This window comes from Psychrobacter sp. PP-21, from assembly GCF_033790785.1.
GTDB lineage: Bacteria > Pseudomonadota > Gammaproteobacteria > Pseudomonadales > Moraxellaceae > Psychrobacter.
Genome location: NZ_JAMYEB010000006.1, coordinates 12717 through 26439, shown reverse-complemented (window position 1 = coordinate 26439; position 13723 = coordinate 12717). Strand labels below are relative to the sequence as shown.

Genomic DNA, 13723 nt, shown 5'->3' with positions numbered 1-13723 from the left:
CCATGAGTACACCACTATGAATAAACCCCCAAGCATTCACGCTATGATTGTCGCAGCTGGTCGCGGCAGCCGCTTTGGTGCGTCTATCGCCAAACAGTATACGACACTGCAAGATCAGACATTATTGCAGCATAGTTTGGCACGGCTCGGTCGTAGTACCTATATCGATAAGTGTCTGTTGGTTATAGCGGCAGATGATAATACAGCGCAGCAGCTAGAGTTTGCTATCCCTATATACTACGCAGTCGGCGGAGAAGAGCGCTGGCAGTCGGTAAAAGCAGGGGTTGAGTCAATCAGACAGACAGGCGCGAATGATTCAGATCTGGTACTAATTCATGACGCGGCACGTCCTGCAGTGCCTGTTGCTGATATAGATCAAGTTATTGAAGCGGCAATGAGGGAGCCTTATGGCGCTATCTTGGCAACACCAGTAGCAGATACGTTAAAAACCTCTCATACAAAGCCGGTATCGATAGAAGAGGGCAGCAGTAAAAGCCCTTATGCCAAGCGTACTATTGACCGTAGCAATATATGGCAAGCACAAACGCCGCAAGTATTTCGTTTAGGGCAGCTCAGACGGGTCCTAAATTATGTATCGGAACACCAGCTCAGTATTACTGACGAAGCCAGTGCTTTTGAGCATTTAGAGTTACCGATACGTCTAGTGTCTGGTAGTCGACAAAACATAAAGCTTACGTATCCCGATGATGCGGTGTTGCTCTCAGCAATTCTGACTATTCAATCCTAACTCCATTCTCCTCAACACGATCAAGTTGCTTTTTATATAAGGCAGCTACCATTCTCGAGTCACATATTCTATAAACATTAATCATTAGTTGGTGTCTTAATGCCTTCTCAAATATCAAATCATAGTAAGTAGTAAAAAGCCTATATCACGGTATATATCAGCTCGCATATATTAACTTGAAATATAATATATTGTTGTTACATGTTTTTTGTACAGAGATGAGACTATCAATCGAAAGAGGTTGCTTTGATGACTAAACTAACCTATGATGTAACTAACTTAATACAATTAATATAAAAACTTATAAAATCAATAATATATCAGACTCATTCATCACGCATAGAAGCGTTGTCTCTATATTTTTCTGAAGTTAGTATGATTGTTTTAGCGATATTTACCCAATCATAGGGAGAGGCTGATTGTCAACAATCAACGATTCGACAAATCCAGTAACGACAGATCTCTGCCGTCTTGTATATATAAGCCGGATTACCTCTACTGGTCTTTCAAGCCCTAGCACGCTTAATGACATTTCAGAGACTGCCGTAGAACGTAACCATGCCGATGACATCACCGGCATTCTTTGCTATGGCAATGGTTATTTTTTTCAGTGCGTGGAAGGTTCAGAGCAAGCACTCACCAATCTAAAAAATCGCTTGTTGATCGATGACCGACATAAAGAATTGGAAATCTTAGATTTTTCAGAGATTACAGAGCGCCGATTTGGTAGCTGGTCATTACGCTCCATTACCCTTGAGCGCTGGATGACTAAAGACCCTGAGCTCAAACCATTAATGCCATTCAAGCCTTATACATGGAAGTCTGATCAGTGGAGAAAATTCTTGGATATCCTACAAGACTATTACGAGAAACAAAATAGAACAGGCGAGGTCGATACCTCTCCTATCAAATATAGTACGCTAGGAGTGGCGCTAAGTAAGGTTGTGGGTCAACATCAAGCTTTCTTTTTGATTCAAACTGTATTGGGCTTGATGATAGCGGCTACTTTATTATGGTTAATGCTGTAATCGCTAAAGACATATCGTAGTAAGCACAATTTAATCTAGGATACATTTGAAAAAAGCCAGCACTAGATGCTGGCTTTTTTGAATAAATAATTTGAGGACTAAACAATAGGCATAAAAAAAGCCCCTTCATAACAAATTATGAAGGGGCTTTTTGGTGGTGTACTTATTAGTCTAATCTTAAGCCTTGGCAAAAGTGCTAATAAGTGACGCCAAATAGTGGCGTCCCCAGGGGGATTCGAACCCCCGTTACCGCCGTGAAAGGGCGGTGTCCTAGGCCTCTAGACGATGGGGACTAGTAACAACACTCCAACTGCTTTCACCGTTTATGCTGAAGTGGTGCGTATTTTAATAGCGTCGGCGCTTCCTGTCAAGCCTTTTTCTACGTCTTTTTAAAATTAAATATCTTTTTTTAATTGCACGGCGAGGGTGTAGGTCTTTACGCTTTAAATGATGTCGAATCCATAAAGAAGTACAAGCGCTGATGGTCAAAGCAAGTAGCATATAACCAATGATGGTCCCCCATAGTTTCAGTTGTGGATCCATAATAAAGTCCCTCCAATTAGGTCTTAGTAGTATTGGCTACCAAGACAGTGTGAGCAACTCAAATCATCTATAGGATATAACTGTATCGCTCAAAAGCGATATTTCACTATAAGTTAATCATATTGTTCATCCTAGAATATGATACTTACTGTCATAAAAGTAATCCCGCCTGCTTATCGTGATATCAATCATATCCCTATTGATTATCAAATCAAGATGTCAAAGTCATCAAGTATTACAAATAGCACTATTACGTGTGGTTGGCAATACATGATATGTGACTTATTCACTATTATTGTCGACTGATTCTTCTTTGGCGTCTTCATTATGCATGGCATTGGCCAACATAGGGTAATGGTTGAGTATGTGGCAGAACAGCTCAGCAGTTTTTTGAGTATCATATAGTGCTGAGTGTGCGTTTTTACCATCGAATTCAAGCCCTGCTGCTTTGCAAGCACGTGCTAGCACAGTTTGACCAAATGCCAGTGCGGATAAGGTCACGGTATCAAATACCGAAAAGTTGTGAAAAGGATTGTGGTTTTTACTATTGGTACGTAATACGGCAGCGTTCAAAAATGCCAAGTCAAAATGCGCATTGTGACCAATTAAGACACACTGACGACAGTCTTCCTCACGGCGCACATCTTTTAATCCCTTGAAAATACGGCGCAAGGCAGACTTTTCGTCTTCAGCAATGGCTTTACGCAGGGGATTATTAGGATCAATACCAGTAAAGGCAAGAGCGCTTGGTTCTAAATTTGCTCCTTCAAACGGCTCAACGTGAGCATTAAATGCCTCGCCCGGATAAAATACACCTTGCTCATCAAGTAGCACAGGAATACAGGCGATTTCTAGTAGCGCATCAGTCTGGGCATTAAAACCCGCTGTTTCAACATCGACGACAACAGGTAAAAATTTGCGAAAACGATCTTTTAAACGCATAGGTGCGTGTTCGTCATCTACCTTGTCATCCGCCGTAGTATTTACAGTCACATTGAGGCTTGTGTCAGTAGGGTTTGATAACTCTTCGCTTGGCAAAGTTGCTGTATTTTGGTTGGTCATATCAAGTTAAATCACTTTTATCAGTCGTACTGGTATATTGAATAAAAAATAAGCATCCTATGATATTAATAATGCCTTTAATACTAAATAATATAGTACAAAGGCATCGTTAATATCATGATGTTAATAGATCTCTTTATAAGTGCTAAAATCTGCGAGCACTATGCCTTTAGAGACCAAGGCAATGTTTCACCTGCCATAAGCGGCGTCAGAGAAGCACCATCAAAATAAGGATAGTCAGTTGGCACTTGCATAGGGGTGTTAACGAGTGTAATGGTACTCTCGTTTAGAGGTAGACCATAGAATTGCGGACCAAAACGACTGGCGAACCCCTCTAGCTTGTCTATTTTTCCCACACTATCAAAAGCAGTTGCGTATAACGGTAGAGCAGTCGCTGCACTATAGCAGCCAGCACAGCCACAAGCGGCTTCTTTTTTATCCGTTGCATGTGGTGCAGAGTCGGTGCCTAGGAAGAATTTAGGATTACCACTGGTTGCAACATCCAGCAGCACCTTTTGATGGCTTTCACGTTTCAAAATAGGCAAGCAATAAAAATGTGGCTTGATACCGCCAACCAACAGATGATTGCGATTGAACATCAAATGTTGCGGCGTGATAGTCGCTGCAACATGGTTGCCTTGAGACAATACAAAATCCGCAGCATCGCTGGTAGTGATATGCTCTACCACGATTTTTAGTGTGGGGAATTTGACGATGATCTGAGCCAACACTTCATCTAAGAAACGTTTTTCGCGATCAAAGATATCTACGTGGTCTTGGGTGACTTCGCCATGTATCAGCAGTGGTAAGTTGTGCTTTTCTAATGCTTCAAATATATCGACACAAGCGTTAATATTAGTGACGCCATCGGCAGAGTTGGTAGTCGCCCCAGCTGGATACAGTTTGACAGCTTGTACGATGCCTGACTGCGCTGCCAACTCAATATCTTGAGCAGTGGTATTATCAGTCAAATATAAAGTCATACGGGGGTCAAAAGCCGATTTTCGCTCCAGACTCAAGTCACTGGCGGCTAACTGATCCATAATACGCGTACGGTAGGCTCGCGCATCATGAGCATTTTTGACAGGTGGTACTAGATTTGGCATACAGATCACGCGGTTGAAACTACTTGCTGCATGAGGTACGGTCGTGCTCAATGCTAGATCGTCGCGCAAGTGAATATGCCAGTCATCTGGTTGAAGGATGGTCAATTCTCTAATCGAATCAGTCATAGTGTCAAAGCGCTCTATATCGTCAAATAAAGGAAACAAAAGGGAGTGATGCTGTGTGCCTATCATAACAGATTTGCTCACTTGACTAAATATAAGGCTAAATATCTGTACATAATTTAGGGAACGTTATTTGGTTTTTTTCATCACATAAAATATAAGTGCTGAGATTAGGAAATGGTATGGTTTGAAAATTGAGCTAAAACCGTACGCTGTGTGGCAGTTAGACTTTTGCCTATAGTAAATATGATGTACACTGAGCGGGTAATTGTATTTCAATTTGCTTTCGATTTGATCTTAGCGCGTTTCCCAAAACTACATTCTCATAACAGGAGTTTTTCATGGCTCAACTTGATCCAAAAAATATTAATAAAATCGTATTGGCATATTCAGGTGGTCTTGATACCTCAATCATCGCTAAATGGCTGCAAGAAACCTATGATGCGGAAGTGATCACTTTTACCGCTGATATCGGACAAGGCGAAGAAGTTGAGCCAGCACGAGCCAAAGCTCAAGCGATGGGTATCAAGCATATTCATATTGAAGACTTGCGCGAAGAGTTCGCTCGTGACTATGTATTCCCTATGTTCCGTGCCAATGCCATCTATGAAGGTGAATACTTACTCGGTACGTCTATCGCCCGTCCATTGATTGCTAAGCGTTTGGTTGAGATTGCCAAAGAACACGACGCCGACGCTATCAGTCATGGTGCAACTGGTAAAGGTAATGACCAGGTTCGTTTTGAGCTAGGGGCAGTTGCTCTGTCTCCAGACGTGGTCACCATTGCCCCTTGGCGTGAGTGGGACTTGTCAAGCCGTGAAAGCTTAATGAAATATGCTGAAGAGCATAATATTGCCATTGATTATGCTGGCAACAAGAAAAAATCGCCTTATTCAATGGATGCCAACCTACTTCACATCTCTTTTGAAGGTGGTATTTTGGAAGAGCCATATACCGAAGCAGAAGAAGACATGTGGCGTTGGTCTGTTAGCCCAGAAGCAGCACCTGATGAAGCACAGTATTTAGAAATAGAATACGAAAAAGGTGATATCGTTGCTATCGATGGTGAGACGCTCAAGCCGTATGAAGTAATGATCAAGCTGAATGAACTGGGCGGAAAACATGGTATCGGTCGTTTAGATATCGTTGAAAACCGTTATGTTGGTATGAAATCACGTGGCTGCTATGAGACGCCAGCAGGTACGATTATGCTAAAAGCGCATCGCGGCATTGAGTCGTTAACGCTTGACCGTGAGGCGGCACACCTAAAAGATGAGCTCATGCCACGCTATGCAAAAATTATCTATAATGGCTACTGGTTTAGCCCTGAGCGTATGATGCTACAGTCATTGATTGACAAATCACAAGAATACGTCAACGGTACTGTACGTGTAAAACTATATAAAGGTAGCGTGAGTGTCGTTGGCCGTAAGTCAAACGATTCATTATTTGACGAAAAAATCGCTACTTTCGAAGATGATGCTGGCGCTTATGATCAAAAAGATGCAGAAGGCTTTATTCGTCTAAATGGTCTACGCTTAGCTATCGAAGCTAGCCGTGGTCGCGATTTATCAAAATAGATTTGCCTGTCCTATCTATTGGCTAATTTGAATGACACACAAAAAAGAGGCTCTATTAATATAGAGTCTCTTTTTTATTGCTAGTCACTTTTTATTGTATTACTCATGATTCTGCCTTGAGTTTTTCGAACACAAATTTGACGAGAGTAAATACCTACTCAGCCACTACTGCAGTGTCAGAATCGTCATCATCTACCATGACAATAGCGACATCCTGCTGCTGACGCTCTTCAATGGCATCTTGCTCTAGTACTTCTTCGGTAGCCAATATGAGTCCATCAGACTTTTGCGATTGATATTTGAGAGCAGCGAGCGCACCAAGCACACCGATGACCAGTATGATGATGAGAATGACAGGATTTTTCCAAAGCGGTTTAGATTTCTCATACTCTATGGGCTTCTCACTTGTCGTCGTCGGAGTGTTATCTTGATTACCACCGATCAAACCTAAACTTACCAAAGGCGGCTTGGGCGGGTTGGCAGGTTCAGAGTTAACACGCAGTCGATTCCGACTAAGATAGATGTCAGAGATCTTCGCCAATTGTAATAGCCAGCGTTGATGCGGTAATACAACTGCATGCATCTCTGTAAATACCAGCATGTCGTTATGGCGACCTTGCTGTAAATTATCAGGTGAGCGACCAATGGCTTTTAAGTAATTGCCAGTCGCTAACTGCATGTCCTGTACAGGCTCATAGTTTTCAGGCTTAAATCCAGTCAACTCGTACCAGTAAGTATCAAATGGCGGCGGCGTACCTGATAGCTGTTCAGTGTTTAATAGTGTGAGCTCTGCGGCGCTATCTACACTATTATCTGAGCGCTCTGTCAGCGTATCAGGCTCATTATCGATATTTTCTGTCTCAGCGGGTACTGCTTGCACCTCATCTGTACTAAATCTTGCTGCTGACAAAAACTGTGGCTGCATAGCAAACCATTTATTTCGCTCGTCATTATCAAGTTGGCTATATTCTGCCAGAATAGCCAATTCGCGCAGCACAATCACGCACAAAGAGGTAAGTAAAATCTGAACTTGTTGCGTCGTGGCACCAATTTTTTCAGCAATATGATCGCTCGCTTTTATGACACGTGCATTGTCACTAAATACAGCATCTGCAGCATCGTGACGGTGATATAGTGTTGCCTTCATGGTTGCAAAATTCATAGAGTTATACTGTCGCAATTCTTTGACAGCAGCACGTCCGAAGAGTCTTTTGCTAAGTACCTGTCCTTGATGCTGCTGCTGATAGGCAAGTAGCGCACTTAGAATTGCTTGTAGGCTGGCATCCATTGCCAAGCGCGCTTGTGGCAATGAGAGCTGTGAGGCATCAGCCAACAGCGACAGCATTGGCTTGGTATCATGATATAAAAAATCATACATCGACACACGTGTCGGTGAAATAGTCGTCATAATCTGCTAGCATCAAAAAGTGTGCCCCTATCTTACGGTGCCCAATGCCTTGATACAATCCCTTAATAATAGAAATTTTTAATCATCTTACGGATTATGCTAATGGTAATCTTATTAATGACTGATCGTTGGATACATTTATGACTCATAACAAAACACCTGATCAGCAGTTGGTGATCAATATTGCTGAGCAAACGTTAACGGTTTATCAGCAGCACGCTGAGACTGCACGATACACGATATCGACTGCAAGAAACGGTATCGGAAGTCAGCAGGATAGTGGATGTACGCCACTGGGTAAGCATATTATCGAAATGAAAATAGGGGGTAGTGAGCCCATGAGTGCCGTGTTTGTAGGACGTGTACCAACTGGTGAAATATATGATGAGGAGCTGGGTACGCGTCACCCCAACCGCGATTGGATACTGAGCCGTATCCTATGGCTAAGCGGATTGGAAGAAGGGTCAAACAAAGGTAGCAACAGCCAAGGCGGCTGTGATACTTATGATCGGTACATCTATATTCATGGTACACCTGATACCGAGCCGATGGGCATACCGTTGTCACATGGTTGTGTGCGTATGCGCAATGAAGATATTGTTGAATTGTTTGAACAAGTCGAAGAGGGCATGCCAGTAACCATCGTGCCCAATTGACTGTCAGTGGATAACTTATCTTTAGATAAGAGAGTCTTATAGTCATATGATTCTAGTTATAACCACTAATACTGAGCATTCGACGATGAGAGAGGCTGCTAAACAGGAAAAATGGACGATAAAAAAGACAGCTCGTATTAAGTAAGCTGTCTTTTTTATCGTTGTTAGTATCGTCATTAGCATCAGTGCTAGATGACAACTTTACCAAAACGTAGCGCTGTCTCTGAATTTAGCCAAACGTGCTTCAATATAAGTGGGGTCATCAGTAAGCATGGCGGCAAACCAACCTGCTCCATATAATGCGTTTGTATCTGTGGCTGATTTTAAAGCATAAAACGCATGATATTTGCTATCATTATTGCGCTGTGCTAATGCTGATTGCGCTTTTGCCAGCCGCTTTAGCCAACGTCTGGTCTTTTTCTTAGATTTTTTCTTACTTAGCAAGGGAATAGAAAATTCACTAAAGTAGCGCAGCTCTTTTAGATGATTGCACAACTTGTCTTCTGATTGACTGTCATCAATCACGTCTTCATCTATATCGTCATTGTCATCAAGCCTGCTGAATGCCTCAATTTTTTTACTGGTTTTAATGCACTTTTTATACTGTTTAGTTAGAATCTTTGCCAACTTATCGCAGGCAAGCTGATCAGTGTGAGGCTCAATGCTTGGATCACTCATAGTAAAAGCAATCAACTCTAACAAAGTGATCTGAAAATCATTGGCTTGCAGCGTATTGATAGGTGTGATTTTTATATCTTCGATATCTGTCGTCCAGTCAACAGCAGGTGCGCCGAGTGCCTGTAGCTCAGGCTCGATATGTGAACCAATATAAGCAAGTTGATAATAAGTGCCAAGCAAATTTGCCGTCTGTTCGAGTATCGACAGCCATTCAGGGTTAATCTCATCAGAGAAATCAGCAAATGCTTTTAGGGCAGCATGCAGGCGATCTATTCCAACTCTTAGCTGTAAAATATGCTCGTGATCAGTGCTTCCAGCGATAATAGCACTGCTATTGGGCAGTATCTGTAGTAGACAATTATGTACTACAGACCTTATGAAGGCGGGCGCGCTACTGTCTTTATCTACTTGCAACTGGCTAAGATCGGCATCAACGGCTGGACTATGGTCTTGTTCATTAATCAATAAGCCACCATTCTCAGCTTTGGTTATGGTAGATAGGCACAGCTTGTAGCGCTTACACCATGTTTTTGCTGTCATAAACAAAAAGTCTATATCTCCTGACACCAATTCGAACTCTATTTCTTGAATGGTTTTTTGCTGAGTCTTATCAGTGCCATGAATGATCTCTCCCTGATCATAGGCCACTTCGATACAGCTATTTATGTCGTCATCATTAGTTTCTGTCAGTAATCGCGTAGTGCGCTGTACATCAGTAACATACAACCGCGTCAGTGCTTTTTGTAGTTTTTTGAGCTTAAAGTCCGCCAGTGTAGGGGCGACCGAGGTGTCTTCATATATCGTTAAATCAGGCATCAATTCATTATCGTCAAGCATCGTTTGTACTTGCTCATTATCGAGTACAGCATTGTGCTCTAAGCGAGCGGCAATACCGTCACCAGCTGCTTTGATGGTTTGGACCCAAGTATCGTTTTCTTTTCGAATGCGCAAACCAATGCCTGCCTGTGCAAGCTGCTGGTCAGGCGTATCGTAGTAGTGTGCAGCCAGTTGCGTCACTTGGGAAGATTTAACTTTTGCTTGACGCATTAAACCTTTTAGGCGTGACTCTGGTACCAAAAACTTCAGCTCTATCTCTTGCATATTGGCTCCTAATAATTCTGACTGACGGCTCTGATTGATAGCTTTATTACTATTAGTCTACCATTCTCTGATTATTTAAATCGCAATAAAAAACCGCCCTACATGACGTAGGGCGGTTTTTTGATAAATACTGCTAATCTGTCAGTTATTAGAACTGGTTCATCGTGTTTTTGCCACCACCAGCTTTTAGTGCGTTATCACCAGAGAAGATTTCTTTGTGATCATCGCCAAGGTCAGAACCAGCCATTGCTTGGTGCTTAACACAAGAGATGCCTTCGCGGATTTCTTTACGCTGTACGCCAGCTGCATAAGCAAGCATACCTTCTTCACCGAAGTAACCTTTAGCAAGTTCATGAACGCTAAGAGCAGTTGTGTGGTAAGTCGGTAGCGTGATTAAGTGATGGAATACACCAGCTTCACGTGATGCATCACGTTGGAAGTTCTTAGCGGCAACATCAGCTGCTGCATCAAGCTCTGTACCATCATAATCAGCACTCATCAAGTCATCTTTATTGTAGCTAGAGATGTCTTTACCTTCTTCTTCCCACTGTGCGATAACTTGCTTACGGAAGTTAAGCGTCCAGTTGAATGATGGGCTGTTGTTGTATACAAGCTTCGCTTTAGGCTGTTGCTCTTTAATACGGTCAACCATTGATTTGATGTGTGCAACGTCTGGCGTAGGTGTTTCGATCCATAGTAGATCAGCACCGTTTTCTAGAGCAGTTACACAGTCAAGTACAACGCGGTCGATGTTAGTTTCTTCACGGAACTGATATAGACCGTTAGGCAAACGAACTGGACGTACTAGTTTACCGTTGTGCTTAAGCAAGCTGTCGTTTTCTTTTGCATCTTCAAGAGATACTTCTTCCATTTCGATGAAGTCGATGTACTTAGAAGCAAGATCACCTGGCTCATTTGATACTGGGATTTTTTGCGTTAGTGATGCACCTTCGGAGTCAGTACGAGCAACGATAACACCATCTTCAACACCAAGCTCTAAGAATGCATAACGAATAGCGTTTAGCTTAGAGATAAAGTCTTCATGTGGTACGGTGACTTTACCAGCCTGGTGACCACATTGCTTAGCATCAGATACTTGGTTTTCAACCTGAATGGCACAAGCACCAGCTTCGATCATTTGCTTGGTCAATAGGTAAGTCGCTTCTTCGTTACCGAAACCTGCATCGATATCAGCGATGATTGGCACAACATGCGAATCAAAGTTTTCGATTTTTTCTAGGATAGCTGAAGTATCTTGACCCGCTTCTTCAGCAGCGTTTAGCTCACGGAAGTAGTCGTTCAATACTTTAGCATCAGCTTGACGTAAGAAAGTGTAGATCTCTTCGATTAGCTTAGGTACTGATGTTTTTTCGTGCATAGATTGGTCAGGTAGAGGACCAAACTCAGAACGTAGGGCAGCTACCATCCAACCTGAAAGGTAGATGTAAGTTTTAGAAGTCGTACCGAAATATTTTTTCTTAGCATACATAGTTTGCTGTGCTACAAAACCATGCCATGCACCTAAAGACTGCGTGTACTGAGACGTATCATTGTCATAATCTTCCATGTCTTGACGCATGATTTTTGCAGTATATTTTGCGATATCCAAGCCCGTCTTAAAACGGTTTTGTGACATCATACGTGCAGCATCAACTTCGCTAATGTTCTGCCAGTTGCCGTGCTTTTGCTTCAATTCACGTACTAAGTCGATCGCTGATTTATATGCAGTTGACATCTATAGTCTCCTTGGTGGGGTGTAAAAAATAAGTTAATTATTAAAGTAATAAAAACGTGTATTACTAAGATTCTTATTAAACTAACAAAGCTATATGTAGAATTTGGGTCATTACTAATCTGTCTAAGTTCTATTTACCCTAAACAAACCGATGCACTAATACAAGGGAATTGCTAAACTCAGCAGTTGAAAATAATGACTATCTTATAGATGATAATTCGTTTATCGCTAAGGCATGTCAGTATTTAATGGGCAGCGATGTCATAATGGGTAACAAGAGATGTTACAATAATACAGTCGCTTGGTAATGTTTCACTGCCAATAAAAACTATTAATATGCTACTTAGTTATTGAGTTGCTATTGAGTTTTTTTGGTTTGCAATCAGCTCATAAGACTCAACTTGATTATTTTTTCGCAAATCCTTTATGGAACTTACTATAACCGTCTTACCAAGATTTATCTAATTTATGATAGTTATCTTTAGTATTTTTATAGGTTATAATGCATGTATAACAGTATGTTGCGATAGGTAAATTGGGTTATAACTAGCGATTGGTATAGCAAGATCAATAAAAAATTATAAGACTGATGCTGTTGTAAACCGCAAACTGTCATCACAGCATTAACTATTACAGTACTAGCCATTACAGCATTGAGAATACCAAACTTGCAGTGGTACTTATTCAAAAGCCAAGAGAAATAGATATGAATTTGCAGCGGGTTGATTTAAATTTATTAGTCCATTTAGATGTGTTGCTACGAGAAAAAAACGTCACTCGCGCAGCAGAGCAGCTTGGTATTACCCAGCCTGCCATGAGTAATATTTTGCGGCGTTTACGCAAGTTATTTAATGATCCGCTACTGGTGCGCTCATCTGAAGGTATGACACCGACTGAGCGCGCCCTTGAACTACAGCCGCGTATTCGGGAGATACTCGCTGACTTGACTCAAGTACTAGAACCGCGTACTGAGTTCCGTCCTTATAGTACGTCACGTGTGTTTCGTATCATGACCTCAGACTATGCCGAAGCGACCTTGGTACCCAAGCTCGTAAAAGCGCTACGCTCTGAGGCCCCCAATGTTATTTTGGACTTTTTGACCCCATCAGATGTCTCTTATCGTGACATGGAGCAGGGGCGTGTTGATTTGGCAATCAACCGTTTTAATGAGATACCGCAAAGCTTCCATCAGGTGCTGGTATGGCGTGATACGTTTAGTTGTCTGTTATCTTCTGAGAGTCCTTATGCCAACCGTTTTAATCTAAAAAACTATCTAAAAGCGCAGCATGTCTGGGTATCTAAGACAGGTATGGGTGTGGGCTTCGGTGTTAATCCAGAAAAATCAGGTGGACTTGGCTCAATCGATCAGGCCTTGCAGCGCCTTGGGCAAAAACGCCAAATTAGTGTATTTACTCGTCATTATCAGATGCCAGCCATGCTTGCAGCAAATAAAGATTTGATAGCAACATTGCCCACCCGTGTGGCGAGAATGCAAGCTAACAACGACAGCATTATGATGGAAGAGCCGCCGTTTTTTATTCCTGAATTTGAGCTGACGATGGCTTGGTCACCACTGCTGCAGCATCACCCAGCGCATCGATGGTTACGTCAGCTCATCATGCATGTAGCACGCCAAGTGGTAGCTGAAGAAGAAAACCCGCCACAGGAAATACCGGTTATCAACCATCTGTTTTAAAGACTCGATTGTTCTATATAGACCTGCCACTAGGCTGGTCTTTTTGTTTAGAGCTGCTATAAAGTCTTTTCTAATATTTAGCCGTTCTTAATAAGACGGTCACACTCTTAACATATTCAACACACTTTACAATATATTGTAAAACTCTTCGCCGCCCACACTTGGTAATATATCTGCAGATAGAGAACGAATGATTAACGAACGCTGCTATCGATGCAACAACAAATAGTTAGAAAACAAAAGTAGCGCTGCTACCAAA

At 42.0% G+C, this 13723-nt stretch carries 11 protein-coding genes and 1 tRNA gene; 5 read left to right on the top strand and 7 right to left on the bottom strand.

The features are described from left to right. Nucleotides 1-16 precede the first annotated feature (16 nt). Together ispD and NJD71_RS07165 are read left to right on the top strand one after the other, a co-directional pair. A complete protein-coding gene (gene ispD / locus NJD71_RS07170) occupies nucleotides 17-748 on the top strand; it encodes a 2-C-methyl-D-erythritol 4-phosphate cytidylyltransferase (RefSeq protein WP_319051263.1) in 732 nt (243 codons plus the stop codon). A gap of 419 nt (nucleotides 749-1167) precedes the next feature. After that, nucleotides 1168-1776, top strand: coding sequence for a BLUF domain-containing protein (locus NJD71_RS07165; protein WP_319051262.1), 609 nt, complete (start codon nucleotides 1168-1170; stop codon nucleotides 1774-1776). Between the two features lie 217 nt (nucleotides 1777-1993). Here the strand turns inward: NJD71_RS07165 and NJD71_RS07160 are convergent. The 4 genes from NJD71_RS07160 to pyrC all read right to left on the bottom strand — a co-directional run bounded on the left by NJD71_RS07160 (nucleotide 1994) and on the right by pyrC (nucleotide 4613). Beyond that, nucleotides 1994-2069: transfer RNA gene (locus NJD71_RS07160), tRNA-Glu, on the bottom strand. Between the two features lie 52 nt (nucleotides 2070-2121). Next, entirely contained in the window at nucleotides 2122-2319 is a 198-nt protein-coding gene (locus NJD71_RS07155; protein ID WP_319051261.1) for a hypothetical protein, read from the bottom strand. Nucleotides 2320-2601: 282 nt separating this feature from the next. Further along, on the bottom strand, nucleotides 2602-3261 hold the full coding sequence (gene rnt / locus NJD71_RS07150) for a ribonuclease T (RefSeq protein WP_319051358.1): 660 nt from the start codon (nucleotides 3259-3261) through the stop codon (nucleotides 2602-2604). Nucleotides 3262-3542: 281 nt separating this feature from the next. Beyond that, the gene (gene pyrC / locus NJD71_RS07145; protein WP_319051260.1) at nucleotides 3543-4613 is read right to left on the bottom strand and encodes a dihydroorotase; all 1071 of its coding nucleotides are present in this window, start codon (nucleotides 4611-4613) and stop codon (nucleotides 3543-3545) included. 338 nt (nucleotides 4614-4951) lie between these two features. Here pyrC and NJD71_RS07140 point away from each other — a divergent pair, with 338 nt between their 5' ends. Then, nucleotides 4952-6190 carry an argininosuccinate synthase gene (locus NJD71_RS07140; RefSeq protein ID WP_319051259.1) on the top strand — a complete coding sequence of 413 codons (1239 nt, stop codon included), beginning with the start codon at nucleotides 4952-4954 and terminating at the stop codon, nucleotides 6188-6190. A 154-nt stretch (nucleotides 6191-6344) separates the two neighbouring features. Here NJD71_RS07140 and NJD71_RS07135 read toward each other — a convergent pair whose 3' ends face one another. After that, on the bottom strand, nucleotides 6345-7598 hold the full coding sequence (locus tag NJD71_RS07135; protein WP_319051258.1) for a hypothetical protein: 1254 nt from the start codon (nucleotides 7596-7598) through the stop codon (nucleotides 6345-6347). A gap of 140 nt (nucleotides 7599-7738) precedes the next feature. On the opposite strand from NJD71_RS07135, the gene NJD71_RS07130 reads away from it, so the two are divergent. Further along, entirely contained in the window at nucleotides 7739-8254 is a 516-nt protein-coding gene (locus NJD71_RS07130) for a L,D-transpeptidase (RefSeq protein ID WP_319051257.1), read from the top strand. Between the two features lie 201 nt (nucleotides 8255-8455). On the opposite strand, the gene NJD71_RS07125 is transcribed toward NJD71_RS07130, so the two are convergent. After that, nucleotides 8456-10033 (bottom strand): CYTH and CHAD domain-containing protein, encoded by a 1578-nt coding sequence (locus tag NJD71_RS07125; protein WP_319051256.1) that lies wholly within the window; start codon nucleotides 10031-10033, stop codon nucleotides 8456-8458. A gap of 148 nt (nucleotides 10034-10181) precedes the next feature. Beyond that, nucleotides 10182-11768, bottom strand: coding sequence for an isocitrate lyase (locus NJD71_RS07120; protein ID WP_319051255.1), 1587 nt, complete (start codon nucleotides 11766-11768; stop codon nucleotides 10182-10184). Nucleotides 11769-12474: 706 nt separating this feature from the next. Here NJD71_RS07120 and NJD71_RS07115 point away from each other — a divergent pair. Then, nucleotides 12475-13464 carry a LysR family transcriptional regulator gene (locus NJD71_RS07115; RefSeq protein WP_058025743.1) on the top strand — a complete coding sequence of 330 codons (990 nt, stop codon included), beginning with the start codon at nucleotides 12475-12477 and terminating at the stop codon, nucleotides 13462-13464. Nucleotides 13465-13723: the final 259 nt, after the last annotated feature.